The organism is Delftia sp. K82 (assembly GCF_002193035.1).
GTDB classification, from domain to species: Bacteria; Pseudomonadota; Gammaproteobacteria; order Burkholderiales; family Burkholderiaceae_C; genus Comamonas; species Comamonas acidovorans.
Map to the genome: position 1 here is coordinate 952437 of NZ_MYFL01000003.1, position 26252 is coordinate 978688.

24 protein-coding genes are annotated in these 26252 nt (G+C 67.0%); 16 read left to right on the forward strand and 8 right to left on the reverse strand.

Features of this window, described 5'->3' with window-relative positions:
• The first annotated feature begins 2 nt into the window (after positions 1-2).
• The 10 genes from murD (at position 3) to KDK82_RS32860 (ending at position 11391) form a co-directional block, all read left to right on the forward strand.
• On the forward strand, positions 3-1955 hold the full coding sequence (murD, locus tag KDK82_RS21130) for a UDP-N-acetylmuramoyl-L-alanine--D-glutamate ligase (protein ID WP_088166114.1): 1953 nt from the start codon (positions 3-5) through the stop codon (positions 1953-1955).
• The gene (ftsW, locus tag KDK82_RS21135) at positions 1952-3217 is read left to right on the forward strand and encodes a putative lipid II flippase FtsW (protein WP_012203399.1); all 1266 of its coding nucleotides are present in this window, start codon (positions 1952-1954) and stop codon (positions 3215-3217) included. The genes murD and ftsW overlap by 4 nt, the downstream gene beginning before the upstream one ends.
• A complete protein-coding gene (murG, locus tag KDK82_RS21140; protein WP_088166115.1) occupies positions 3214-4308 on the forward strand; it encodes an undecaprenyldiphospho-muramoylpentapeptide beta-N-acetylglucosaminyltransferase in 1095 nt (364 codons plus the stop codon). The genes ftsW and murG overlap by 4 nt, the downstream gene beginning before the upstream one ends.
• Positions 4305-5738 carry a UDP-N-acetylmuramate--L-alanine ligase gene (gene murC, locus KDK82_RS21145; protein ID WP_088166116.1) on the forward strand — a complete coding sequence of 478 codons (1434 nt, stop codon included), beginning with the start codon at positions 4305-4307 and terminating at the stop codon, positions 5736-5738. Before murG ends, murC begins: the two co-directional genes overlap by 4 nt.
• The gene (locus KDK82_RS21150) at positions 5735-6715 is read left to right on the forward strand and encodes a D-alanine--D-alanine ligase (RefSeq protein WP_088166117.1); all 981 of its coding nucleotides are present in this window, start codon (positions 5735-5737) and stop codon (positions 6713-6715) included. Before murC ends, KDK82_RS21150 begins: the two co-directional genes overlap by 4 nt.
• Entirely contained in the window at positions 6712-7512 is an 801-nt protein-coding gene (locus KDK82_RS21155; RefSeq protein ID WP_013804104.1) for a cell division protein FtsQ/DivIB, read from the forward strand. The genes KDK82_RS21150 and KDK82_RS21155 overlap by 4 nt, the downstream gene beginning before the upstream one ends.
• 84 nt (positions 7513-7596) lie before the next feature.
• Positions 7597-8826: a cell division protein FtsA gene (ftsA, locus tag KDK82_RS21160; RefSeq protein WP_012203404.1), complete on the forward strand. Its 1230-nt coding sequence runs from the start codon at positions 7597-7599 to the stop codon at positions 8824-8826.
• A gap of 119 nt (positions 8827-8945) precedes the next feature.
• Positions 8946-10184 (forward strand): cell division protein FtsZ, encoded by a 1239-nt coding sequence (gene ftsZ / locus KDK82_RS21165; RefSeq protein ID WP_012203405.1) that lies wholly within the window; start codon positions 8946-8948, stop codon positions 10182-10184.
• A gap of 93 nt (positions 10185-10277) precedes the next feature.
• Positions 10278-11201, forward strand: a complete 924-nt coding sequence (lpxC, locus tag KDK82_RS21170; RefSeq protein ID WP_012203406.1) for a UDP-3-O-acyl-N-acetylglucosamine deacetylase — start codon at positions 10278-10280, stop codon at positions 11199-11201.
• Positions 11202-11214: 13 nt separating this feature from the next.
• Positions 11215-11391, forward strand: coding sequence for a hypothetical protein (locus KDK82_RS32860; RefSeq protein ID WP_169807222.1), 177 nt, complete (start codon positions 11215-11217; stop codon positions 11389-11391).
• A 163-nt stretch (positions 11392-11554) separates the two neighbouring features.
• Here KDK82_RS32860 and ruvC read toward each other — a convergent pair whose 3' ends face one another.
• From ruvC to KDK82_RS21200, 6 genes are read right to left on the reverse strand one after another with little or no spacing between them, the layout of a single operon-like run.
• Positions 11555-12103, reverse strand: a complete 549-nt coding sequence (ruvC, locus tag KDK82_RS21175; RefSeq protein WP_012203410.1) for a crossover junction endodeoxyribonuclease RuvC — start codon at positions 12101-12103, stop codon at positions 11555-11557.
• 17 nt (positions 12104-12120) lie between these two features.
• The gene (gene mtgA / locus KDK82_RS21180) at positions 12121-12837 is read right to left on the reverse strand and encodes a monofunctional biosynthetic peptidoglycan transglycosylase (RefSeq protein ID WP_088166118.1); all 717 of its coding nucleotides are present in this window, start codon (positions 12835-12837) and stop codon (positions 12121-12123) included.
• 7 nt (positions 12838-12844) lie between these two features.
• A complete protein-coding gene (gene aroE, locus KDK82_RS21185; RefSeq protein WP_088166119.1) occupies positions 12845-13702 on the reverse strand; it encodes a shikimate dehydrogenase in 858 nt (285 codons plus the stop codon).
• A 38-nt stretch (positions 13703-13740) separates the two neighbouring features.
• Positions 13741-14604 (reverse strand): energy transducer TonB, encoded by an 864-nt coding sequence (locus tag KDK82_RS21190; protein WP_012203413.1) that lies wholly within the window; start codon positions 14602-14604, stop codon positions 13741-13743.
• A gap of 36 nt (positions 14605-14640) precedes the next feature.
• Entirely contained in the window at positions 14641-16719 is a 2079-nt protein-coding gene (locus KDK82_RS21195) for a ribonuclease catalytic domain-containing protein (protein WP_034390501.1), read from the reverse strand.
• A 55-nt stretch (positions 16720-16774) separates the two neighbouring features.
• Positions 16775-17359 (reverse strand): YqiA/YcfP family alpha/beta fold hydrolase, encoded by a 585-nt coding sequence (locus KDK82_RS21200; RefSeq protein ID WP_012203415.1) that lies wholly within the window; start codon positions 17357-17359, stop codon positions 16775-16777.
• Between the two features lie 212 nt (positions 17360-17571).
• Between KDK82_RS21200 and rodA the strand changes: the two genes are divergently transcribed.
• From rodA to KDK82_RS21220, 4 genes are all read left to right on the forward strand, one after another.
• Positions 17572-18741 (forward strand): rod shape-determining protein RodA, encoded by a 1170-nt coding sequence (gene rodA, locus KDK82_RS21205; protein ID WP_013804102.1) that lies wholly within the window; start codon positions 17572-17574, stop codon positions 18739-18741.
• Between the two features lie 352 nt (positions 18742-19093).
• A complete protein-coding gene (gene tldD, locus KDK82_RS21210; RefSeq protein ID WP_012203417.1) occupies positions 19094-20554 on the forward strand; it encodes a metalloprotease TldD in 1461 nt (486 codons plus the stop codon).
• 93 nt (positions 20555-20647) lie between these two features.
• Positions 20648-21268, forward strand: coding sequence for a hypothetical protein (locus KDK82_RS21215; RefSeq protein ID WP_013804100.1), 621 nt, complete (start codon positions 20648-20650; stop codon positions 21266-21268).
• A gap of 440 nt (positions 21269-21708) precedes the next feature.
• Positions 21709-22866: a 3-deoxy-7-phosphoheptulonate synthase gene (locus KDK82_RS21220; RefSeq protein WP_012203418.1), complete on the forward strand. Its 1158-nt coding sequence runs from the start codon at positions 21709-21711 to the stop codon at positions 22864-22866.
• Positions 22867-22924: 58 nt separating this feature from the next.
• Here KDK82_RS21220 and KDK82_RS21225 read toward each other — a convergent pair whose 3' ends face one another.
• The gene (locus KDK82_RS21225; protein WP_034390510.1) at positions 22925-23293 is read right to left on the reverse strand and encodes a YqcC family protein; all 369 of its coding nucleotides are present in this window, start codon (positions 23291-23293) and stop codon (positions 22925-22927) included.
• Between the two features lie 259 nt (positions 23294-23552).
• Here KDK82_RS21225 and KDK82_RS21230 point away from each other — a divergent pair, with 259 nt between their 5' ends.
• Entirely contained in the window at positions 23553-23870 is a 318-nt protein-coding gene (locus tag KDK82_RS21230; RefSeq protein ID WP_012203420.1) for a hypothetical protein, read from the forward strand.
• A 74-nt stretch (positions 23871-23944) separates the two neighbouring features.
• On the opposite strand, the gene mpl is transcribed toward KDK82_RS21230, so the two are convergent.
• On the reverse strand, positions 23945-25384 hold the full coding sequence (gene mpl / locus KDK82_RS21235; RefSeq protein WP_043822042.1) for a UDP-N-acetylmuramate:L-alanyl-gamma-D-glutamyl-meso-diaminopimelate ligase: 1440 nt from the start codon (positions 25382-25384) through the stop codon (positions 23945-23947).
• A 244-nt stretch (positions 25385-25628) separates the two neighbouring features.
• On the opposite strand from mpl, the gene KDK82_RS21240 reads away from it, so the two are divergent.
• Positions 25629-26237, forward strand: a complete 609-nt coding sequence (locus KDK82_RS21240) for a hypothetical protein (protein ID WP_013804096.1) — start codon at positions 25629-25631, stop codon at positions 26235-26237.
• Positions 26238-26252: the final 15 nt, after the last annotated feature.

Below are 26252 nucleotides of genomic sequence, written 5' to 3' on the forward strand. Positions count from 1 at the left end.
GCATGAACACCGAAGACTTCAAGACCGACCTCCACGCACTGCCGGCCACCGAGCCCGCCGTGCCGGCGTCCCCTGCCGAGCTTGTCGAGCTGGCGGACCCGGCCGGAATGCCGGGCCTCGCTCCCGAGGGGCAGGTGGTTGCGGACCCGGTCCTGGACGATTCACCGGCTCCCGCGCCAGCCGGCGACGGCGAGGCGGAGCTTCCGGCCGCCGAGGTACCGCAGGTGCCGCAGGTGCCTGTGGCCCTTACCGAGCCTGTGCCCGACATCGCCACGCTGACGGCAGCCAAGGATGCTGCCGCCTTCGTGGCTCAGATCTTTGCGGACCCCAGCATCTCCGACTCGTCCGATGCCGAGGTCACGCCCCTTGCCGCCGAAGAGGCGGTTGAATCCGAACAGGTGCTGCCGCCCGTGGCTGCCGGCTGGCCCGGCGAGCAGGTCCAGCACCTGCAGGGCCAGCGCGTGCTCGTGCTGGGTCTGGGCGCCTCGGGCCTGGCCATGGCACGCTGGTGCGTGCGCTGCGGCGCCGAAGTCATCGTGGCCGATACGCGCCAGGCGCCGCCCCAGCTGCAGCAGCTGTCCACCGAATTGCCCCAGGTGCGCTTCGTGCCCGGCGAGTTCACGGCGCAGCTGGTGGACGGCCAGAGCCTGGGCCTGGTCTACCGCTCGCCCGGCCTGAGCCCGGCCGCCGTGGCGCCCGTGGTCGATACCGCGCGCGCCCAGGGCCTGCCCGTGGGCGGCGAACTCGATCTCTTCGCCATGGCGCTCAAGGCCCTGGCCGCAGCCCATGGCTACCGTCCCACGGTGCTGGGCATCACCGGGACCAATGGCAAGACCACGGTCACCTCGCTGACCGGCCAACTGCTGGAGCATGCGGGCCTGCGCGTGGCCGTGGCCGGCAATATCGGCCCCACGCTGCTGGACACGCTGACCCAGGCCATCGATGCCGAAACGCTGCCCCAGGCCTGGGTGCTGGAGCTTTCCAGCTTCCAGCTCGATGGCGTGCAGATGTTCGAGCCCACGGCCGCCGCCGTGCTCAACATCACCCAGGACCATCTGGACTGGCACGGCAGCCTGCGCGCCTATGCCGATGCCAAGGCCTGCATCTTCGGCAGCAGCGGCACCATGGTGCTCAACCGCGAAGACCCCGAGGTCATGCGCATGCTGCCGGCGCCCGTGGTGCCGCCGGGCAAGCGCCAAAAGCCCCAGCAGCGCGCCCACATCACCTTCGGCGGCGACATGCCGCGCCGCCCCGGCGACTTCGGCCTGGAAGTGGTCAGCGGCATGACGTGGCTGGTGCGCGCCCATGAGGCCGACGAAACCGCCAAGGGCAAGAACGCCGAAGACCTGTACATCCAGCGCCTCATGCCTGCCGACGCACTGCGCATCCGCGGTCGGCACAACGCCATCAACGCCCTGTCTGCCCTGGCCCTGGCCAGCGCGGGCGGCTGCACGCTGGCGCCGCTGCTCTATGGACTGCGTGAATACCGGGGCGAGCCGCACCGCGTCCAGCCCATTGGCCGCGTCAACGGCGTGGAATACTACGACGACAGCAAGGGCACGAACGTGGGCGCCACCGTGGCCGCGCTGTCCGGCCTGGGACCTGACCACCGCATCGTGGTCATCCTGGGTGGCGACGGCAAGGGCCAGGATTTCTCTCCGCTGGTCGCGCCCGTGTCGCGCCATGTGCGCACGGCCGTGCTGATCGGCCGCGACGCCGGCCGCATCCGCGCCGCCCTGCAGGACTGCGGCGTGCCCTTGGTCGATGCCACCACCATGGCCGACGCCGTGGAGCTGGCCGCTTCGCGCGCCCATGAGGGCGATGCCGTGCTGCTGTCGCCCGCCTGTGCCAGCCTGGACATGTTCCGCAACTACGAGGACCGGGCCCACCAGTTCGTCGATGCCGTGCGCGCCTTGGCGCTGGATGCCGGGCATGAACTCGGAGGTGCTGCATGACCGCCGTATCGCAGGTCCTGGGCCGCATGCGCTCCTGGTTCGGCGGAGCGCAGGAGAAGGCCATCGACGTGCTGCCCGTGCGCCTGGGCGGCCCCCAGTACCACCGGCCCACGCAGACGCCTGCCAGCGTGCTCGGCCTGGACCAGGCCCTGATCTGGGTGGTCATAGGCCTGCTGGCCTGGAGCCTGATCATGGTGTATTCGGCATCGATCGCCATGCCGGACAATCCGCGCTTCGGCAAGATCGCGCCCACCCATTTCCTGATGCGCCATGCCATGTCCATCGGCATGGCCTTCGTCGGCGCGCTGCTGGCCTTCCAGGTGTCCATGGCCACCTGGGAGCGCATGGCGCGCAAGCTCTTCCTGGTGTCCCTGGTCCTGCTGGTGGCCGTGCTGATCCCGCACGTGGGCACCGTGGTCAACGGCGCGCGGCGCTGGCTGTCGCTGGGCATCATGAATTTCCAGCCGTCCGAACTGGCCAAGTTCGCCGTGCTCATCTATGCGGCCGACTACATGGTGCGCAAGATGGAGGTCAAGGAGCGCTTCTTCCGCGCCGTGCTGCCCATGGGGCTGGCCGTGGTGCTGGTCGGCGTGCTGCTGCTGGCCGAGCCCGACATGGGCGCCTTCATGGTGATCGTGGTGATCGCCATGGGCATCCTGTTCCTGGGCGGCGTGAACGCGCGCATGTTCTTCCTGATCGCGGCCCTGGTGGTGCTGGCCTTCGTGCTGATCATCGCCACCTCCGAATGGCGGCGCGAGCGCATCTTTGCCTACCTCAATCCCTGGGATGAAAAGCACGCCCTGGGCAAGGGCTACCAGCTGTCGCATGCGCTGATCGCCATCGGGCGCGGCGAGATCTTCGGCGTGGGCCTGGGCCGCAGCGTCGAGAAGCTGCACTGGCTGCCCGAGGCGCACACCGACTTCTTGCTGGCCGTGATCGGCGAGGAATTCGGCCTGGTCGGCGTGCTCTTGATCGCCGTCACCTTCCTGTGGCTGACGCGCCGCATCATGCTCATAGGGCGGCAGGCCATTGCGCTGGACCGGGTGTTCTCCGGCCTGGTGGCCGAGGGCATTGCGATCTGGATGGGTTTCCAGGCCTTCATCAACATGGGCGTGAACCTGGGCGCGCTGCCTACCAAGGGGCTGACGCTGCCCCTGATGAGTTTCGGGGGCTCGGCCATTTTGATGAATCTGATAGCGATAGCGGTGGTGTTAAGGGTGGACTACGAGAACAAGTTGCTGATGAAGGGAGGGCATGCATGACACAGCAGCCCACCTCCCAAGGCACGCAACGCCAGCGCACGGCCCTGATCATGGCCGGCGGCACGGGCGGACATATCTTCCCGGGCCTGGCCGTGGCCCAGGCCCTGCGCGAGCGCGGCTGGAACGTGCGCTGGCTGGGCGCGCCCGGCTCCATGGAGTCGCGCATCGTGCCCGCCCAGGGTTTCCCGCTGGAGACCATCGAGTTCTCGGGCGTGCGCGGCAAGGGCATCATGACCCTGGCCTTTTTGCCCATGCGCCTGCTGCGTGCCTTCTGGCAGGCGCTGGCCGTGGTGCGCCGCGTCAAGCCCGACGTGGTCGTGGGCCTGGGCGGCTACATCAGCTTTCCTGGCGGCATGATGGCCGTGCTGGCCGGCAAGCCCCTGGTGCTGCATGAGCAGAACTCCGTGGCCGGCATGGCCAACAAGGTGCTGGCCAGCGTCTCCCACCGCATCTTCACCGCCTTCCCCAACGTGTTCCCCAAGGGCCGCTGGGTCGGCAACCCCTTGCGCCAGGCCTTCACCGAGCAGCCTGCACCCGAGCAGCGCTTTGCGGGCCGCAGCGGTCCGCTGCGCCTGCTGGTGGTGGGTGGCAGCCTGGGCGCCAAGGCGCTCAACGAGATCGTGCCCCAGGCGCTGGCCCTGATTCCTGCCGATGTGCGGCCCGTCGTGCTGCACCAAAGCGGCGCCGCGCAGATCGATGCCCTGCGCGCCAACTATGCCGCCGCAGGCGTGCAGGCCGAGCTGACACCCTTCATCGACGACACGGCGCGCGCCTTTGCCGAGGCCGATGTCATCGTCTGCCGCGCTGGCGCCAGCACGGTCACCGAGATCGCGGCCGTGGGCGCCGCAGCCATCTATGTGCCCTTCCCGTCCGCCGTGGACGACCACCAGACCACGAACGCGCGTTTCCTGGTCGATGCCGGTGGTGGATGGTTGATGCAACAAAGCGCACTGACTGCCCAAAGCCTGGCCGAAATGCTACAAAATATGCAGCGTGCGACGCTGCTGGAGCGCGCTGGAAAAGCCAAGAAAATGCAAAAGACCGATGCCACCGCCGAGGTGGTCGCCGCCTGTGAGGAACTGGCCGCATGAAGCACGCCATTCATCACATCCATTTCGTCGGCATCGGCGGCGCCGGAATGAGCGGCATCGCCGAGGTGCTGCACAACCTGGGTTACGCCATCTCGGGCTCGGACCTGTCCGACAGCGCCACGCTGCGCCGGCTCGCCGGCCTGGGCATCGCCACCCACGTCGGCCATGCGGCCGCGCACATCGAGGGGGCTGACGCCGTCGTCACCTCCACCGCCGTGCAGTCCGACAATCCCGAGGTGCTGGCCGCGCGCGAGCGCAAGATTCCCGTCGTGCCGCGTGCGCTCATGCTGGCCGAGCTCATGCGCTTCAAGCAGGGCATCGCCATCGCGGGTGCCCATGGCAAGACCACGACCACCAGCCTGGTGACCAGCGTGCTGGCCGAGGCCGGGCTGGACCCGACCTTCGTCATCGGCGGCAAGCTCAACAGCGCGGGCGCCAACGCCAAGCTGGGCCAGGGCGACTACATCGTGGTCGAGGCCGACGAGTCCGATGCATCCTTCCTGAACCTGCTGCCCGTGATGGCCGTCGTCACCAACATCGACGCCGACCACATGGAAACCTACGGCCATGACTTCGGCCGGCTCAAGGGCGCCTTCGTCGATTTCCTGCACCGCATGCCGTTCTACGGCCGCGCCATCGTCTGCGTGGACAGCCCGGCCGTGCGCGAGATCCTGCCCCAGGTGGCCCGCCCCGTGACCACCTACGGCTTTGCCGAGGATGCCCAGGTGCGCGCCCTCAACGTGCGCGCAGAGGCTGGCAGCATGCATTTCACGGTGCGCCGCAGCAACGGCCAGAGCTATCCCGACCTGGACGTGGTGCTGAGCCTGCCGGGCGAGCACAACGTGCTCAACGCGCTGTCTGCCGTGGCCGTGGCCATGGAGCTGGAGATCTCTGACGACGCGCTGCTGCGTGCCTTCGAAAGCTTCAAGGGCGTGGGCCGGCGCTTCCAGCGCTATGGCGAACTGGCGGCTGCCGACGGCGGCAGCTTCACCGTCATCGACGACTATGGCCACCACCCCGTCGAGATGGCGGCCACGCTGGCCGCCGCGCGCGGCGCCTTCCCGGGCCATCGCCTGGTGCTGGCATTCCAGCCGCACCGCTACAGCCGCACGCGCGACTGCTTCGAGGATTTCGTCAAGGTCATCGGCCTGGCCGATGCCGTGCTGCTGACCGAGGTCTATGCGGCCGGCGAGGCGCCCGTGGTGGCGGCCGACGGCCGCTCGCTGACACGCGCCCTGCGCGTGGCCGGCCGTGTCGAGCCGGTGTTTGTGGAAAACGTTGCCGAGCTGCCGGCGGCCATTGCCGTCAATGCCCGCGATGGCGACGTGTTGTTGTGCATGGGGGCAGGCTCGATTGGCGCCGTGCCCGGAAAGTTGGTTGAAATGCTTCAGAAACAAGAGCTGCAGGCGCAGCAGGGAGCTGCGCAATGAGCAGCTTCGGCACCCAGATCGATGTCAAGGCCCTGGGCAAGGTGGCCGTGCTGCTGGGCGGCCGCTCGGCCGAGCGCGAGGTCTCGCTGATGTCGGGCACGGGCGTGCTCAAGGCCCTGCTGTCGCATGGCGTGGACGCCCATGCCTTCGACCCCGCCGAGCGTGACCTGGGCGAGTTGAAGAAGGACGGGTTCGACCGCTGCTTCATCGCGCTGCACGGCCGCTACGGCGAAGACGGCACGGTGCAAGGCGCGCTGGAACTGCTGGGCATCCCGTACACGGGCCCCGGCGTGATGGCCTCGAGCATCGCCATGGACAAGATCATGACCAAGCGCATCTGGCGCTTCGAGGGCCTGCCCACGCCGGACTGGCGTCTGGTCGCCAGCGCAGGCGAGACGCGCGCCGCGCTGCAGGCGCTGGGCGCGCCCATGATCGTCAAGCCCTCGCGCGAAGGCTCGACCATCGGCCTGACCAAGGTCTGGACGGCCGAGGAATGCGAGCAGGCCTATGTGCTGGCCTCCCGCTACGACCCCGAAGTGCTCTGCGAAGAGTTCATCGAGGGCGACGAGACCACCTGCCCCGTGCTCGGCACCGGCGAGGGCGCCCATGCGCTGCCCGTGATCCGCATCGTCGCCCCCGAAGGTAACTACGACTACCAGAACAAGTACTTCACCGACGACACCAAGTACCACTGCCCCAGCGGACTGCCCGCCGAGGAAGAGGCCGAGATTCGGCGCATCGTCGTGCGGGCCTTCCGCACACTGGGTTGCCGCGGCTGGTCGCGCGCCGACATCATGATCCGCGCCAGCGATCGCAAGCCCTTCCTGCTGGAGATCAACACCTCGCCGGGCATGACGGGCCACTCGCTGGTGCCCATGTCGGCCCGCGCCATCGGCGTGAGCTACGAAAACCTCTGCCTGGGCATCCTGGCCAGCGCCGCGCTGGACGCCGCGCAACCGGAGCAGGAGCACGCATGAGCTACTCCCTGCCGGCCCCCTTCGACGTCAAGCTCATGAACGTGACCGCCACGGTCCTGTTCGTGGGCGTGGCTGCGCTGGGGCTGGCAGCGGTGAGCTGGTGGGCGCTGCGTCACCCGGCCTTCAACATCGGCCGCATCGTGGTCGAGGGCGAGCTGGTGCACAACAACACGGTGACGCTGCGCGCCAACGTGGCGCCCGTGCTCACGGGCAACTTCTTCACCGTGGACCTCAAGGGCGCCAAGGCGGCGTTCGAGCAGGTGCCCTGGGTGCGCGAGGCGCAGGTGCGCCGCGACTATCCCAACAGCCTGCGCGTCATCCTGCACGAGCATGTGGCCGAGGCCTTCTGGGGTCCCGATTCGGGCACCGGCCTGATCAACAGCTTTGGCGAGGTCTTCGAGGCCAACCTGGGCGAGCTCGACCGCGACGGCCTGCCGCGCCTGCAGGGCCCCGAGGACAGCGCCCCGCAGATGCTGCAGATGTACCGGCTGCTGGTGCCGGCGCTGGGGCCGCTGGATGTGGAGATCGACGGGCTCACGCTCAATGCGCGCGGAAGCTGGCAGCTCAGGCTGGCCAATGATGCACAGATCGAACTGGGTGGCGGCAGCGTGGAAGCCGTGCTGCAGCGCGTGCAGCGCTTCGTGCGCACGCTGCCCCAGATCACGACCCAATACAAGCGCAAGGCCGACGCCATCGAGTCGGCCGACCTGCGCTACGAAGACGGATATGCGCTGAGGCTGCGCGGTGTGACCACCGGCACGGCCAAGGCGCCGGCTGCAGTGCGTCCCCGACGCTGAAGACGAGGGAGGAAAGACCTATGTACACGCACACCATGCAGCGACACAGCGACAGGACAGAACCAACCGGGGGCGGATGCTGATATGGCAAGAGAATACAAAGATGTGATCGTCGGACTGGACATCGGCACGGCCAAGGTCATGGTCGTGGTCGCCGAGGTCCTGTACAACGGCGAACTCAAGCTCGCCGGCCTCGGCGTGGCCCCGAGCAACGGACTCAAGCGGGGCGTGGTGGTGAACATCGACGCCACCGTGCAGAGCATCCAGCAGGCCTTGAAAGAGGCCGAGCTGATGGCCGACTGCAAGATCCAGCGCGTGTGCACCGGCATCACCGGCAGCCACATCCGCGGCCTGAACTCCAGCGGCATGGTGGCCATCAAGGACAAGGAAGTCACGGCCACCGACGTGGCGCGGGTGATGGAGACGGCCAAGGCCATCAACATCTCCTCGGACCAGCGGCTGCTGCTGGTCGAGCCGCAGGAATTCGTGATCGACGGCCAGGAAGTGCGCGAGCCCATCGGCATGAGCGGCATCCGCCTGGAAGCCAAGATCCACATCGTCACGGGCGCGCAGAGCGCGGCCGAGAACATCATCAAGTGCGTGCGCCGCTGCGGCCTGGAGGTCGAGCAGCTGCTGCTCAACCCGCTGGCATCGAGCCAGGCCGTGCTCACCGATGACGAGCGCGAGCTGGGCGTGGCCGTGGTCGATATCGGCGCGGGCGCCACCGACGTGGCCATCTTCACGGGCGGCGCCATCCGGCACACGGCCGTCATCCCGATCGCGGGTGACCTGATCACCAGCGATATCGCCATGGCGCTGCGCACGCCGACCAAGGACGCCGAGGACATCAAGGTCGAAAGCGGCTATGCCAAGCAGCTGCTGGCCGACCCCGATGCCCAGGTCGAAGTGCCGGGCCTGGGCGACCGCAGCCCGCGCATGATCAGCAAGCAGGCGCTGGCCGGCGTGATCGAGCCGCGCGTGGAAGAGATCTTTTCTTTGGTGCAGCAGGTGGTGCGCGATTCCGGCTACGAGGAAGTTCTGTCCTCGGGCATCGTGCTGACCGGCGGCAGCGCCGTCATGCCGGGCATGGTGGAACTGGGCGAGGACATCTTCCTCAAGCCCGTGCGCCGCGGCATCCCCAAGTATTCGAGCGCTCTGGCAGACATGGTGGCCCAACCCCGCGCCGCCACCGTGATGGGATTGCTCGAAGAGGCCCGCCTGGCTCGCCTGCGCGGTTTCAAGGTGGCACAAAAGAGTGGGTCGATGAAGACCGCTTTTGGCCGTTTCAAAGACTTCATCGTGGGGAACTTTTGATATGTGCTTTCATCGACTGCGCATTACCGGCCCGCCCACCGGCTTCCGAATACCGGACAGAAGACAGAATTTTCCCCAGACGGTGGTGACCACTTACAGAGAGCTACAGGAGAACCAACATGCCCATCGACATGATTGAAGTTGAAGAATTCAACCAGGGTACGCAGATCAAGGTGATCGGCGTTGGCGGCGGCGGCGGCAACGCCGTCGAGCACATGATTGCGCGCAACGTGCAGGGTGTGGAATTCGTCTGCGCCAACACCGACGCGCAGGCGCTGCTGCGCAGCAGCGCCCACCGCACCATCCAGCTCGGTGGCAGCGGCCTGGGCGCGGGCAGCAAGCCCGACAAGGGCCGCGAGGCTGCCGAAATGGCCGAGGACGACATCCGCACCGCCATCGAAGGCGCGCACATGCTGTTCATCACGGCCGGCATGGGCGGCGGCACGGGCACGGGCGCTGCGCCCGTGATCGCGCGCGTGGCCAAGGAAATGGGCATTCTCACCGTGGGCGTGGTCACCAAGCCCTTCGAGTGGGAAGGCGGCCGACGCATGGCCAACGCCGACAGCGGCCTCAACGAGCTCGAAGCCAATGTCGATTCGCTGATCGTCGTGCTCAACGAGAAGCTGCTGGACGTGCTGGGTGACGACATCTCGCAGGACGAGGCCTTTGCCCATGCCAACGACGTTCTCAAGAACGCCGTGGGCGGCATTGCCGAAATCATCAACGAGTACGGCCATGTGAACGTCGACTTCGAAGACGTGCGCACCGTCATGGGCGAGCCCGGCAAGGCCATGATGGGCACGGCCAAGGCCGCCGGCCCCGACCGCGCGCGCATCGCCGCCGAGCAGGCCGTGGCCTGCCCGCTGCTGGAAGGCATCGACCTGTCGGGCGCCAAGGGCGTGCTGGTGCTGGTCACGGCCGCCAAGGGCAGCCTCAAGCTGTCCGAGTCGCGCCTGGCCATGAGCACCATCAATGCCTATGCCTCGCCCGATGCGCATGTGATCTACGGCGCCGCCTACGACGACACCCTGGGCGACGAGATCCGCGTCACCGTGGTCGCCACCGGCCTGTCGCGCCCCAGCGCACGCCGCCAGAACATGCAGGTGGTGCAGGGCGGTCTGCGCACCGGTACCGACAACATGAGCTACCAGCTGCCCTCGGCCTCCATGGGTGCCGCCACGGCAGCCGGCGGCCTGGTCGGCGGTGCCGCTGGCGGCGCCGACTATGCCAACAACATGTCGGTCCCCAGCGTCTGGCGTACCAACCGCACGCAGGCCGCTGCCCGCGTCGATGCCCTGGCCTCCGGCGGCATGGACGATCTGGAAATCCCGGCCTTCCTGCGCAAGCAGGCTGACTGAGCAGCGGCCCATACGGTCGCTGCATAGCCGTGATAGCGAAAGCCGTGCCAGGGCCATGCCCTGCGCACGGCTGCCGCGTTCTAAAATAGCCGGATGCTCCAACAACGCACCATCAAGACGATCACCCGTGCCGTTGGCGTGGGCCTGCACAGCGGCCAGCGCGTCGAGTTGACGCTGCGACCCGCGCAGCCCGACACCGGCATCGTGTTCCGTCGCGTGGACCTGCCGGAGCCTGTGGACATCCCGATCTCGGCCGAAGCCGTCACCGACACGCGCATGGCCTCCACCATCGGCACCGGCGGCGCCAAGGTGCATACCGTGGAGCACCTGATGTCGGCCATTGCCGGCCTCGGGCTCGACAACATCTATATAGACATCACCGCCGAGGAAGTGCCCATCCTCGACGGCTCCTCCGCCTCCTTCGTGTTCCTGCTGCAAAGCGCGGGCATCGAGCTGCAAAAGGCTCCCAAGCGCTTCATCCGCGTCATCCGCCCCGTCGAGGTGCGCGAGGGCGAGGGCCAGAACCTCAAGTGGGCGCGCTTCGACCCCTACCACGGCTTCAAGCTGCGCTTCGAGATCGACTTCGCCCATCCGGCCGTGGACTCCACGGGCCAGTGCGTGGAGTTCGACATGGGCGAGGACAACTACACACGCGACATCGCACGCGCGCGCACCTTCGGCTTCACCAAGGACGTGGAAATGCTGCGCAGCCATGGCCTGGCGCTGGGCGGCGGCATGGACAACGCCATCGTCATGGACGACTACAAGGTGCTCAACAGCGACGGCCTGCGCTACGACGACGAGTTCGCCAAGCACAAGATCCTCGACGCCATCGGCGACCTGTACCTGATCGGCAGGCCGCTGCTGGCCGCCTACAGCGCCTTCCGCTCGGGCCACGGCATGAACAACCAGTTGCTGCGTGCCCTGCTGGCCCAGCCCGACGCCTGGGAACTGGTCAGCTTCGACAGCGAGCGCCAGGCACCCAAGGGCTTCGCCCAGCCCGCGCGGGCCTGGTGAGGCGAGCGCCGCCATGCTGATCTTCCGCTGGCTCGCCACCCTGCTGCTGCTGGCCTCGGCCGTCTCCTTCGCGTTCTACCTGGGCACGGGCCTGCCGCACTACAAGCGCTGGGGCTTCATCATCCTCAAGTGGACCGTGATTGCCGGCGTGACCTTCTTCGCCGTGCTGTTCTTTGGCCGCATCGTCTGAGGGCGGCTCTGACTCGCATCCCATTCAACGCAGTTGCGGTAGCGAGATCGAGACCATGGCGCTTGCGGGAGGCGCGCTCAGGCGAGAGACAGCAAGCAAGGGCCGCCCCGCAGCTAGGCTGTCGTCCCCCTCAGGGGGAAGGCGCGCAGCGCCTCAGGGGGAGTCAATACACCCTGCCGCCCTTGTAGACGGCGTGCTGGCGGCGCTGCAGCTGCGTGACCTCGGCCATCTTCGACATGGCGGCGCCCGCATGGGCGTGGGTGATGGCCAGGCCCAGGGCGTCGGCTGCGTCGGTGCCGGGCAGGCCGGGCAGTTGCAGCAGGCGGCGCACCATTTCCTGGATCTGGCTCTTGGCCGCGCGGCCGTGGCCTGTCATGGCCTTTTTCATCTGCAGTGCCGTGTATTCGGCGACCGGCAGGCCCGCATTGACCAGGGCCGTGAGCGCGGCGCCGCGCGCCTGGCCCAGCAGCAGCGTGGACTGGGGGTTGACGTTGACGAAGACGATTTCCACGGCCGAGGTGTCGGGCTGGTAGCGGCTGGCGACTTCCGAGATGCCGTCGAACAGCAGCTTGAGCCGGCCCGGCAGGTCGCCGAGCGCGATGCCGGTGGTGCGGATGGTGCCGCTGGCCACATAGGCCAGGCGGTGGCCGTCGACGTCGATCACGCCGAATCCCGTGGTCTGCAGCCCGGGGTCTATTCCAAGAATGCGCATGGCGTGACTGTAGCCGTTCAGGGGATGACGGCGCTGGGCATTCTTTGCATGACCGTGCGCGTGCGCTGCAGCAGATAGCCGGAGTTGGGCAGCTTCTCGAAGCGTTTGGGCTGGGGCAGCATCACGGCCAGGCGTGCGGCCTCGGCCGCGCTGAGCTGTGAGGCGCTCTTGCGAAAGTAGTGGCGGGCTGCAGCCTCCGCGCCAAACACGCCCTGGCCCCATTCCACGCTGTTGAGGTAGATCTCCAGGATGCGCTGCTTGCTCAGCATCAGTTCCAGCAGCTGGGTCAGCACCAGTTCCTGGCCCTTGCGCAGCAGGCTGCGTTCGCCCGACAGCAGCAGGTTCTTGGCCAGCTGCTGGGTGATGGTGGAGCCGCCGTAGATCTTGGGCGCCTTGCCGTTGTCTGCCTTCTGGGCACGGGCTTCGGCGCGCTGGTTGCGCTGCCAGGCCTTCTCGATGGCCTCCCATTGGACCCCGTGGTGTTCGGTGAAGCTGTCATCTTCGGAGGCGATGACGGCGTGCTTGAGCGTGGGCGCGATGCGGTCGTAGGGCAGCCATTGCTGGCTCCAGTGCAGGCCTTCGGAGCTGCGCAGCATCTGCCATGCCTCGGAGCGCTGAAAGGCCGTGGATTCAGGATCGACCACCACCATCAGCGCAATGCGCAGCACAAAGAACAGCTGCAGCAGCAAGCCGGCGCACAGCACCAGTAGCAGGGCGCGTGCCAGGGATTTCATAAAGCGCTCAGCCGCCTTGAGCAATATGGGCGCGCAGCTCGTTCAGCACCTGGGCCGACGGGGGGCGCACGCCGCGCCACAGCGCGAACGATTCGGCGGCCTGCTCCACCAGCATGCCCAGCCCGTCGCGGGCCTGGGCGCCATGCTGCTCGGCCCATTGCAGGAAGCCCTGGGCTGCGGCGCCGTACATCATGTCGTAGGCCAGGCTGCCAGGCCGCAGCACGCGGGCCGGCACGGGCACCTCGGCACCGGCCAGGCTGCTGGCGGTGGCGTTGATGACCACGTCGAAATCCTCATCCACGGCCTGCTGCTCCAGCGCCACCAGTTCCACGCCATGGTGCGCGGCGATGGCGGCATGGCGCTGCACCAGGGCCTGGGCGCGTTCGAAGGTGCGGTTGACCACGGCGATGCGGCGCGGGCGCTCGGCAAGCAGCGAGCCCAGTGCGCCGGCTGCGGCGCCACCCGCGCCCAGCAGCAGCAGGTCGCGCCCGGCCAGCGGCACGCCCGCATTGCGCACGATGTCGGCCACCAGGCCCAGGCCGTCGGTGTTGTCGGCATGGATGCCGTCCGCCGCCAGCACCAGGGTGTTGGCGGCGCCGGCCAGTTGCACGCGCTCGCTGGAGGTGGTGGCCAGCTGTGCGGCTTCCAGCTTGAAGGGCACGGTGACATTGCAGCCGCGTCCGCCTGCCGCGACAAAGCCGCGCACGGCCTCGGCAAAACCTTGCAGCTCCACATGCTGGCGCTCGTAGTGCAGGTCCTGCCCGCACAGTTCGGCAAAGCGGGCATGGATCCAGGGCGAACGGCTGTGCGCGACGGGGTTGCCCATGACGCAGTAGCGGTCGGAGGAATTGGCGGCGGAAGTCATGTCGGAAAAGGAGGGTGCGCGAAGAGAGGAGGAGGGCGCTACTGCACGGTCGTCTGCAGCGTCTGCTCGCGGGTGAACTTGAAGCGCGAGACCACGGCGATCTGGTCGGCCTTGGCGCGCATGGCGGGGCCGAAATGGCCGAAGGGGCCGGCCGCACGCGCAATGGCCTCGGCGCGGGTGTCCAGCAGGCGGTTGCCCGAGCCCTGCACGATCTCGGTGGACAGCACGCGGCCGTCGTGGTTGACGGTGAGGATCATGACCAGCTCGCCGTAGAGCTTCTTGCCGGCCTGCTCGGGGAAGTTTTCCGTGCCCTTGTCCTCGACCTTGCGGCGCAGGCCGTCGTAGTAGATGGCGTAGACGGCCTCGCGCGTGGACGGGCTGATATAGCGCTTCTTGGGGCGGGCGTTTTCCTCGTTGATGCGCTTTTCGATCTCGGCCAGCAGCTTGACCAGCTGCTGGCGCTTTTCCTGCTGGGCCTGCTGCTCCTTGGTCTGCTTGGCCGCCTCGCGCGGGTCCAGCGGCGGCAGGGCCGCGACCTGCTTGCGCAACTGCGTCAGCAAGACGGTCTGCTGCTCCTGCATGGAGTCGATCTGGCGCTGGCGTTCCTCGAAGTCGTCGCCCACGGCCGTGAGTGCCGAGTAGGGCATGGGGCTGGAGGCCCGGCCCTTGTCGGCCTCGCCGCCTCCGGCCAGCGAGGTCTGCGCGATGGCCTGCGCCTTGTCGGGCTGCTCGTTGGCGCGGGCATTGACCAGGATGACTTCCAGCGGCGTGTCCTGGAACACGCGGTCGAAGCGCTCCGGGTCGATGAACCGGAACGAGAACAACCCGGCATGCAGGGCGATGGAAACGCCCAGTGCCAACTGCAGCGTGCTCAGGGAACGGAGGGCGGTAGGCAGTTTCACGTCAGATCTGGGGCAGTTGCTCGGATGTGAGGCAGGTCAGGGCTGGGCGGGGTCGGCCGCCGGTGTGCCATCGGTCTCGTTCATGTCCACGGCGATGGCGATGGGGCCGGCCACGGCTTCCTCGTCATCCTCGGCGCTGTCTTCGTTGCCGTCGGCAGCGGCCGCCGCATCGCCATCCAGGCGCTCGATCAGCGTGCCCGAGACATCGAGCGCGATCTCGTCGATCTCGCCCAGGCGCACGCGCACATGGGCGCCGCGCGGCAGGCCGGTGACGCCCAGCACGGGGAAGACCAGGGGCAGGTCATCGGCGCGCACCAGCAGGCCGCCGCCCATGCCTTCCTTGATGACGGTGGCCGTCAGCTCGGTGATGGCGTGCTGCTGCAGGTACTTGAGCGTCCAGAACCGTTCCATGCCGGCCTGGTAGCCGTTGTAGGCGCTGTAGGCACCGTCGAAGCTGCTGATGATGCCGAACAGCTCGGCATCCTTGGGCTTGAACGGCGCGGCCAGGGCGGCGGTCTTGCCGTGGCGCGCGCAGGCAATGATCTGCCACTGGTTGACCAGGTCCACGTAGCGGCGCAGCGGCGAGGTGGCCCAGGCATAGCTCTTGACGCCGATGCCTGCATGGGGCTGCGCCTTGGTGGACATGCGCACCTTGATGCCGGGCGCCAGGCTGGCCTGGCTGCGGTAGATGCCGGGCACGCCGAGCTCGGCCATCCAGCCGCCCCAGGTGCTGTTGGCCACGATGGCGGCCTCGGCCACGATCAGGTCCAGCGGCGCGCCGCGCTTGCGCACGCTGATCTCCACCTGCTCGTTGCCGCGGGGCTCGGCGCCGCCGTTGCCCACGAGGCGGAAGTTGTAGTCGGGGCGGTTGAAGTTCTCGGGCTTGCCGCGCACCAGTTCGCGCCCGGCCTTCAGGTGCTTGGCCCAGCGCTGCAGGAACGTCAGTTCGGCGCGCTTGCCTTGCAGCACTTCGGGCGTGCCCTCGACCTCGAAGGAGGGGTCGGCCAGCCACTGCTCGGTGACGATGTGGTCCAGCTTGTCATGGCGGAAGTTGACCTGCACGGGCACGCGCTCCAGGCGCGTCTCGCTGGCCGTGGTCTCCAGCGTGGCCTCGTCCACGGTGACGTACAGCGACACGGCGGGGTTGGCGCGGCCTTCGTCCAGCGTGTAGATCTGCACCACCTCGTCGGGCAGCATGGTGATCTTGTAGCCGGGCATGTAGACGGTGGACAGGCGCGAGCGGCCGAGCTGGTCCAGCGGCGTGCCCGGCACGATGGCCAGACCGGGCGCAGCAATGTGGATACCCACCGTGACCGTGCCCGTGCCCAGGCCGCGCACCGACAGCGCATCGTCGATTTCGGTGGTGGCCGAGTCATCGATGGAAAACGCCTGGACCTCGGCCAGCGGCAGGTCGGCCGGTGGCTGGGGTGCCTGCAGGGCCGGGAACTGCGTGCCCTTGGGGAAGTGGTCGAACAGGAAGCGCTTCCAGTGGAACTCGTAGGCCGATTCAATGGCGCCGGCCCTGTGCAGCAGATCCAGCGGGGCCAGGCGCGTGGCGCGGCTGGCCTCGACCACGGCCTTGTATTCGGCGGCGTTCTTGTCGGGGCGGAACAGGATCTTGTAGAGCTGCTCGCGGATGGGGCCGGGGCATTCGCCGGCGCCCAGCTGCTCGGCCCAGGCCGTGATCTGGGCCTGGATCTGCTTTTTCTTCTCTATGCCGGCCAGCGCCTGCTGCAGGATCTCGGCCGGCGCTTTCTTGAAGCGGCCCTTGCCGGAGCGGCGGAAGTAGTGCGGTGCGTCGTAGAGGCGGAACAGCGCGCCGGCCTGCTCGGCCAGCGTGGCCTTGTCCGAGAAATAGTCGCGTGCAAGGTCGGCGAAGCCGAATTCCTCCTCGGGGGCGAATTCCCAGGCCAGGTCCAGATCGATCTGGGCGGCCTGCGCCTGCGCCTGGGCGATCAGTTCGGCAGGCGCCGGCTTGTCGAACTTGAGCAGGATGTTGGCCGACTTGACCTTGACCCGTTTGCCCGAGTCCAGCTCCACCTGGGCGGAGGTGTCGGCTTCGGAGAGGATGCGGCCGGCCAGGAACTTGCCGGATTCTTCAAACAATGCGTGCATAGCCCGACATTCTCCCATGCTGCGGCTGGCAGCTGCCGCGCAGTCTTGCGCGGCATCAGGCCAGATTCAGGAACTCGTCCAGCTGAGGCAAGTACTCCTCGAAGTTGCTTAGCGCGTGATCGCCGCCCTCCTGGATGATCTGCAGCGCATGCGGATAGCGTGCGCTCATCTCGCGCCAGTCCAGCACCTCGTCGCCCTCGGCCGCCAGCAGCATTTCGGGGGCGGCCGGTGTCATATGGCGCGTGTCCAGCGCGCGCAGCTCCTCGATGTATTCGCGGCGGAAGAAGAAACGCTCCTCCGGGTTGTGCCAGGAAGTCTGCTCGCCGATGTACTTTTCAAGATCGCGCGCCGGGTTGACGGCCGGGTTGATCATCACGCTGCGGCAGCGCGCCAGCTGGGCCACCCAGCTGGCGTAGTAGCCGCCCAGCGAGGAGCCGATCACGGCCATGGTCTCGCGCGGCCAGCTGCCGATGCCATCGGCAATCAGGGCAGCCGCTTCGCGCGGGGAAGGGGGCAGTTGCGGGCTCCACCAGCGCACATGGGGATGGCGCGTGGCCACATGCTCGGCCAGGCGGCGGGCCTTGTTGGATTGGGGAGAGGAGCGAAAGCCGTGCAGGTACAGCAAATGGGTGGTGGTCATGGCGGGCGCTCTCCTTTGCGTTGCTGGGGCCGGGCGCGGGATGCGGCCCGGACGGCTCATGGCCCATTGTGGCCGCTGTGGCAGGCTGCGCCCAGCAGGGAAGGCCCGGGCCGACAGCTGGATGACAACCGCCTCCGTGGGCAACCCTGCGCCGGGCTGGGCCGCATGCGCCACGGGATAATGGCGGCCCGTGCCCGCGACCGACCATCCCCGTGACCGAATTCGACAAGCCCTCCCTCTGGCAACGTGTTGCCCCGCTGCTGCGGGGCTTTGACTTCTGGTTGCTGCTGTTCGTGGGCATGCTGGCGTCGGCGGGGCTGATCGCCATGTACTCCTCGGGCTTCGACCACGGCACGCGCTTCACCGACCATGGGCGCAACATGCTGATCGCGGCGGCCATCCTCTTTGTCGTGGCCCAGATTCCCCCGCAGCAGCTCATGAAGGTGGCCGTGCCGCTGTACATGCTGGGCGTGGCGTTGCTGGTGGCGGTGGCGCTGTTCGGCATCACCAAGAAGGGGGCGCAGCGCTGGGTCAACGTGGGCGTGGTGATCCAGCCCAGCGAACTGCTGAAGATCGCCACGCCGCTGATGCTGGCCTGGTGGTTCCAGCGCCGCGAGGGCCAGCTGCGCGGCACGGACTTCGTGATCGCCATGGTCCTGCTCCTGGTGCCCGTGGGGCTGATCATGAAGCAGCCTGACCTGGGCACCTCGCTGCTGGTGATGGCCGCAGGCCTGTCCGTGATCTTTTTCGCGGGCCTGCCCTGGAAACTCATCGTGCCGCCCGTGCTGGCCGGCGCCATCGGCATCACCCTCATCGTGCTGTACGAGCCCCAGCTATGCGCCGACGGCGTGCGCTGGCCCGTGCTGCATGAATACCAGCAAACCCGTGTCTGCACCCTGCTGGACCCCACGCGCGATCCGCTGGGCAAGGGATTCCACATCATCCAGGGGATGATCGCCATCGGTTCGGGCGGCGTCTGGGGCAAGGGCTTCATGGCGGGCACCCAGACCCACCTGGAGTTCATCCCCGAGCGCACGACCGACTTCATCTTCGCGGCCTATTCCGAGGAGTTCGGGCTGGTCGGCAACCTGTTCATCATCGTCTCCTTCCTGCTGCTGGTCTGGCGCGGGCTGGCCATCGCCATCCAGGCCAACTCGCTGTTCGCGCGGCTCATGGCGGCGGCCGTGGCCATGATCTTCTTCACCTATGCCTTCGTGAACATGGGCATGGTCAGCGGCATCCTGCCCGTGGTCGGCGTGCCGCTGCCCTTCATCAGCTATGGCGGCACGGCCATGGTCACGCTGGGGCTGGCGCTGGGCGTGCTGATGTCGGTGGCGCGCTCGCAGCGGCAACTGCCGGGCGAGGGCGGCGGGCCGCTCTGAATTGCACTTTGCGGCGCCAAAGGCTCCCGCAAATGTCAAAGAGTCTGGATGCCTGCGGTATCGGGCGTCGCATTCCTTCCTGCGATTTGGCTTGAAAACTGAGACCCCAAAAGCGCTGGTTGCTCCTTTTTTGATAGTTTCTGCGGGAGTCTGCTCACTTGCCACCGCCGCCAGGGCAGGCTACAAAGCAAGTGCGGACATGGGCCAGCATGTTCGCCATCCACGCGGATGCATGCCTACGGAATGCCGCTCAGCCTGGTGGAGCGGCATTCCGTTCTTTTTTGTGGGTTGGCAAGCCGCTGGCCGCAGCCGTTGCACGGCGAGGGCATGGCCGGCTCTCTACAATGCTTGAATGATCTCCCGCGAACCCACCATTGAACGCCTGGCCACAGCGCGCCAGTTGCTGCTTGAGCCCTTCGGGCTCGATGAAACCCATCTCGCGCGCGCACTGGCCGAGATCCGCAGCCACCAGGTCGACGACGCCGACCTCTACTTCCAGTACACCCGCGCCGAAGGCTGGAGCCTGGAAGAGGGCATCGTCAAGACCGGCAGCTTCAGCATCGACCAGGGCGTGGGCGTGCGTGCGGTCAGTGGCGAGAAGACGGCATTTGCCTATTCCGACGATATTTCCGAAGCCTCGCTGCTGGATGCCGCGCGCACCGTGCGCTCCATCTCGGGCGCGGCCCAGAGCAAGCGCGTGCGCGCCAATGCTCCCAAGATTGCGCAAAGCCGCTCGCTGTATCCCGGTCTGGACCCCATCGCCACGCTGGACAGCACGGCCAAGGTCGAACTGCTGGGCAAGGTCGAGAAACTGGCCCGCGCCAAGGACCCGCGTGTCGTCCAGGTCATGGCCGGCCTGGCCAGCGAGTACGACGTGGTGCTGGTGGCCCGTGCCGATGGCACGCTGGCGGCCGACGTGCGGCCGCTGGTGCGCCTGTCGGTTACCGTGATCGCCGAGCAAAAGGGCCGGCGTGAGGTGGGCTCTGCCGGCGGCGGTGGCCGTTTCGGCCTGGCCTATTTCAGCGACGAGCAGATCACCCAGTACGTGGACGAGGCCGTGAGCGCGGCCCTCACCAACCTGGAATCCCGTCCCGCGCCGGCTGGCGAGATGACCGTGGTGCTTGGCCCAGGCTGGCCCGGCGTGCTGCTGCACGAAGCCGTGGGCCACGGTCTGGAAGGCGACTTCAACCGCAAGGGCGCCAGCGCCTTCAGCGGCCGCATCGGCCAGCGCGTGGCTGCCAAGGGCGTCACCGTGCTGGATGACGGCACGCTGGCCGATCGCCGCGGCTCGCTCAACGTCGATGACGAAGGCTGCACCAGCCAGAGCAATGTGCTGATCGAGGACGGCATCCTCAAGGGCTACATCCAGGACGCGATGAATGCCCGCCTGATGGGCGTCAAGCCCACGGGCAACGGCCGCCGCGAAAGCTATGCCCACATTCCCATGCCGCGCATGACGAACACCTACATGCTCGGTGGCGACCGGGAGCCGCAGGAAATCGTGGCCTCGATCAAGAAGGGCCTGTACGCCACCAACTTCGGCGGCGGCCAGGTCGATATCACCAGCGGCAAGTTCGTGTTCTCCGCCAGCGAGGCCTATTGGGTCGAGAACGGCAAGATCCAGTACCCCGTCAAGGGCGCGACCATCGTGGGCAGCGGCCCGGAATCGCTCAAGCACATCACCATGATCGGCAACGACATGCGCCTGGACAGCGGCGTGGGCACCTGCGGCAAGGAAGGCCAGAGCGTGCCTGTGGGCGTGGGCCAGCCCACGCTGCGCATCGACGGCCTGACGGTGGGCGGCACGGCCTGACGGTCCCATGCCCGCGCCCTGCACGGCAGGCCGGGCCCTGTCCTGCCTGACGCGGCCCGCCGCGTTCGGTGGGCGCCGCCCGGCGCCGATTCCATGACCCAGCTTTCCTTTTCCTCCCGGCCAGGCCCGCGGACCTCTGTCCATCCCCTGCGCAGCCTGCCGAAGCAATGGCGTGCCTGGGCCGGCGAGTCGCGGCTGAGCCGCTTCTGGCAGCATGAGCTGATCGTGGGCGACCTGCAGCCCATGCACCAGCAACTGGCCTTGCTGGCCGTCGCGCTGGACGAGTCCGTGCGCGTGCGCTATGCGGGCAGCCCGCGCCCCGCGGTGGAAGACGCCATACAGCAGCTTGACCTGGCGGTGCTGGACCACCAGCACTTTCTCACCACGCTGGCCACGGGCTGGCATGCCCTCTACGAATTTCCTGCCTACCAGCGTCTGCTCAAAGGCTTCAGGGAGGCCGTCCACGCCTGGCAGCAGTCCGTGCTGGTGGGCGATGCCCAGGAGCCCGAGCACTTCCGCCGCTGCGAGCGCCTGGGCTGGCGTCTGCTGGGCGATGCCTGCCTGCTGACGGACATGTTTGCCGAATCCGCTGCCGTGGCCGGCGAAGCCGATGTGACTTCCATCCTGTCTGGTTACAAGGCGCGCCGATGGCAACCCTTGAGCGCCGTGCGCCGGGCCCTGCGCAGGCTGCGTGACGCGTTGCTGCGGCGTTGATCGCGCCCCTGCGTGACGCGCAGATGCATCATTTCCCGGGGTTTGCACGTTTTCATGGCTGATGGCAATAAAACTGCATGGCATCGTGATTTTCTACATATGACTGAAGAATTTTTGCGTGAAACTGAGAAAAAAGCAGTTTTTTTGCGTCAATGATTTTGTGCTTTCTCTCTGTGGCACGGTGAAGGGCAGCTTTCCCTCCTTCATGTCCATGTTGCACTGCGAAAAATGACTGTGCTACATTCGATCCCCATGCAAGCCCGTACCTCCTTCTACTTTTACTTTTGGTTCTCCTCCCCGGCGGAAGAGAGGTAAGCGCGCGCACCCGAACAAACCTCCCTCAAAACCGCCGAAGCTGTAAAGCCCGGCGGTTTTTTGTTTTTCCCTCCCGATTCTTCGCTCCGTTTTCCACGATCCATCTTTCCTCACGAAAGCAAGCAATGACTGCTCATCAAGCTTCCCTCGCCGATTCCTGGTATCGCGGCGGTTCCCAAAAGACTGGCCAAACCGACGACGCACGTATCAAGGACATCACCGTGTTGCCCCCTCCCGAGCACCTCATTCGCTTCTTCCCCATCCGCGGTACGGCCGTCGAAACCCTGATCGGCGACACCCGCCGCACCATCCACAACATCATGGCTGGCGAGGATGACCGCCTGCTGGTCATCGTCGGCCCCTGCTCCATCCACGATCCGGCGGCCGCCATCGAGTACGCGCGCCGCCTGGCGCCCATACGCGAGCAGTACAAGGACACGCTGGAGATCGTGATGCGCGTGTACTTCGAAAAGCCGCGCACCACCGTGGGCTGGAAGGGTTTGATCAACGATCCCTACCTGGACCAGAGCTACCGCATCGACGAAGGCCTGCGCATTGCGCGGCAACTGCTGATCGACATCAACCGCCTGGGCGTGCCGGCCGCCAGCGAGTTCCTGGACGTGATCTCGCCCCAGTACATTGCCGATCTGATCAGTTGGGGCGCCATCGGTGCGCGCACCACGGAAAGCCAGGTCCACCGTGAACTGGCCTCGGGCATCTCGGCGCCCATCGGCTTCAAGAACGGCACGGACGGCAACATCCGCATCGCCACCGACGCCATCCAGTCGGCCAGCCGCGGCCACCACTTCCTGTCCGTGCACAAGAATGGCCAGGTTGCCATCGTGAACACGGCGGGCAACCAGGATTGCCACGTCATCCTGCGCGGCGGCAAGACCCCCAACTACGACGCGGCCAACGTGGCCGCTGCCTGCGAGGATCTGGAAAAGGCCGGCCTGCCTCCCACGCTGATGGTGGACTGCAGCCACGCCAACAGCTCCAAGCAGCATGAGCGCCAAAAGGATGTGGCACGCGACATCGCCGGACAGATCAGCGGCGGCTCGCGCAGCGTCTTCGGCGTGATGATCGAAGGCCATCTCGTGGGCGGCGCCCAGAAGTTCACGCCCGGCAAGGATGAGGTGGCTGCGCTGACCTATGGCCAGAGCATCACCGATGCTTGCCTGGGCTGGGATGATTCCCTGGCAACGCTGGCCGAGCTGTCCGACGCCGTGCAGCAGCGCCGCGTCAAGCATCCCGAGCCGGCTGCGGCCCTGGTTGCCGCCTGAGCCGGAAAAGAAAACGGGGCATGCATGCCCCGTTTTTTCCATGTCCCGGTTTGCTTGTTCAGTGTGGCGGCGTGGCGTCCGGCGGGGTCAGTCCGCCCTGGTTCAGCGTGTCGTCTATGCCCAGCAGCAGGACCAGCAATTGGCGCTTGTCGAATGCCACGGGCTGGCTCCATTCATGCTCGGCCAGTGGATGCACGTGGCTTTGGCAGGGCAATTGGCCGCGGGCATCGACCACGGCACGCAGCCGGGGCAGGAAAACCCACTGCAGCCATTCCTGCAGCTTGAGCGTGTCGTACATGAACGGCATGGTCGATGCCATGGCCTCAGGGCTGGGCGCCACGGCCGACCAGAGGCTCTGGCTGCGCAACTCGTCTTCGAGTTGCTGCAACTGGTCGAGCAGTTTCTGGTGCGTGGTATCGGTTGTCATGCGGTGAGGTCCATGAAAAAACGGGGCCAAATCTGTCGGTCATTGTACGTTTGCACCTTTGGGCAGGCGCTGGCAGGCCTTGAAACACCTGCTGGCGGCAGTGCCGACTCCAGCGCCGGTGCCAGTCTCTGGCACTTGAGGCATGTCAGCTTGCCCGGGGTGTGGAAAAGGCGCTTGCGGTTAAGCTCAGGGCATGAGTGACAGCCCTGTCTGCATGAGCGGGCACAGGGCCGTATCCCTTAATGAAGAGAGGAGTTCCATGCGCAGCGAAGTGATTGTGGTGTTGGATGCCGGACAAGAGTACCGCACGGACACCAGCGGGCTCACCCCCATGAGTTCCGATGAAGGACGGCATTGGCTGGACCAGCAGTTCATCTCCATGGACTGCGAACCCCTGCGCGCCAGCGGCAAGGTTCTGCTGGCCGACAAGCTGGTGGTGGTGGCGCGTGCGGCGCGTTCGCGCTCCGGGCTGTTCGACGACGAGCAATGGCGCAACAGCTATGCCGTGGCCGCCCAGGCCGTGCTGTCCAAGCCGCTGATCCGAGTCGATGTGCCAGCCATGTCCATCAGTTACTGACGACAGACAGATAGCGATACAGCAAAGAAGCCTGGGCATGACCCGGGCTTCTTTCATTGGGGGCCGTGCCCGGTTCAGCCTGCGGCTTGCAGCGCCGCCAGCAGCTTGGGGTGAATGCCGCCGAAGCCGCCATTGCTCATGCACACCACGTGGTCACCGGGGCGGGCGGCTGCGCGGATCTGCCCGATCAGCGTATCGATGTCTGCAGCCACCTGCGCCTTGTGACCGGCTCCCACGCCCAGGGGGCGCAGCGCCTCGGCAGCATCCCAGTCCAGGCCGGCCGTGTGGCAGAACACCAGATCGGCGCTTTCCAGGGCCCAGGGCAGTTGCGACTTCATGGTGCCCAGCTTCATGGTGTTGCTGCGCGGCTCGAACACCGCCAGGATGCGTGCCTGGCTGCCGAGCTTGCGGCGCAGGCCGTCCAGCGTGGTGCGGATGGCCGTGGGATGGTGGGCGAAGTCGTCGTACACGGACACGCCACCCGCCATGCCGCGCAGCTCCATGCGTCGCTTGACGTTCTGAAAGCGCGCCAGCGCTTCGCAGGCCTGCGCCGGCGTCACACCCACATGCTCGGCCGCTGCAATGGCGGCCAGCGCATTGAGCTGGTTGTGCTCCCCGGTCAGTGCCCATTCCAGGCGCGCGACCTTGTGGCCACGGTGCAGCACGTCGAAGGCGCTGGGATCGCCCTGGGCACTGAAATCGCTGACCACCGCACCGAAGCTGGAGACCTCGCTCCAGCAGCCCTGGTGCAGCACGCGGGTGATGCTTTCCTCTATGCCGTTGACCACCAGCCGCCCGGAGGCGGGAACGGTGCGAACGAGATGGTGGAACTGGCGTTCGATGGCGCCGAGGTCCTCGAAGATGTCGGCGTGGTCGAACTCCAGGTTGTTGAGCACGGCCGTGCGCGGGCGGTAGTGCACGAACTTGCTGCGTTTGTCGAAAAAGGCCGTGTCGTATTCATCGGCCTCGATGACGAAGACGGGCTCCGCGCCGGCCGGCCCCTGGCCTGGCGTCGGTCGGCTGGATGCGCCCAGGCGGGCCGAAACGCCGAAGTCCAGCGGCACGCCGCCGACCAGAAAGCCCGGAGCCAGGCCTGCGCATTCGAGAATCCAGGCCAGCATCGACGTCGTGGTCGTCTTGCCGTGGGTGCCGGCCACGGCCAGCACATGGCGCGGGCAGGACGGATGGTGCAGCACCTGTTCGCAAAGCCATTGCGGACCGCTGGTGTAGGGAGCGCCGCTTTCAAGAATCGCCTCCATCAGCGGGAACTTGGGGCTGCCGTCGGGCAGCCGCGCGCGGCTGACCACGTTGCCCACGACATACATGTCGGGTTGCAGGGCCATCTGGTCGGCGCCGTAGCCCTCGATCAGGTCGATGCCCAGTGCACGCAACTGATCGCTCATCGGCGGATAGACGCCGGCGTCGCAGCCTGTGACGCGGTGCCCTGCCTCGCGCGCCAGTGCGGCCAGTCCGCCCATGAAGGTGCCGCAGATGCCCAGAATATGTATGTGCATGGCCGGGCATTCTACGGTTGCCGTCATGTCCGGGAGGGCTGTCCTGCAAAAACAGGAGCTTGCGGCCCAGCAGGCACCGGGTCCCGGAAACACAAGGTTGCGAAATCGCCGGTGCAAGGCGTTGGCGGGAACGTGCAAAGCCCGTCTGCGGCCGGCGGTGCCGCGGCTTGGGTCACAATGGCCCGGGGCCATCCACAGGGAAGGCCTCTTATATATATGTAGGGATACAGCGGATCGGAAAGCCATGGACCAAGCCACTGCCGAAATTGCCCAGACCGCGGCCCGCCTCGTGGTCGAGGAAGGGCTGGAATGGGGGGCTGCCAAGCACCGCGCACTTCGCCAGCTGGGGCTGCCCGCGCGCACCGCGCTGCCGGGCAACGACCTGGTGGAAGAGGCCGTGCGCGAATACATTGCCCTGTTCTGCGCCGACACCCAGCCCCAGGAACTGCAGGCCCTGCGCGAACTGGCCCTGCAATGGATGGACCGCCTGGCCGAGTTCCGGCCCCATCTGGCCGGCGCCGTCTGGCGCGGTACAGCCACCCGCCTGTCCGATATTTACCTGCAGCTGTTCTGCGACGATCCCAAGTCGGCCGAGATCGCGCTGATCAACCAGCATGTGGAGTACGAGCCCAGCACCGTCACCGGCTTTACGGGGCAGGCCGTGGAGGCCTTGAGCATCCACGCCTTCTGCCGCCCTTTGAACGAGTCCGTGGGCGTGCATCTGCTGGTGTACGACCATGATGATCTGCGTGGCGCACTCAAGCCCGACGGCCAGGGGCGCAGCCCGCGCGGCAGCGCCGAGGCGCTGCGCAGGCTGTTGGATCAGGATGAAGAGGAGGCCGACCGTGGCTGATTCAGTGGATGCAGG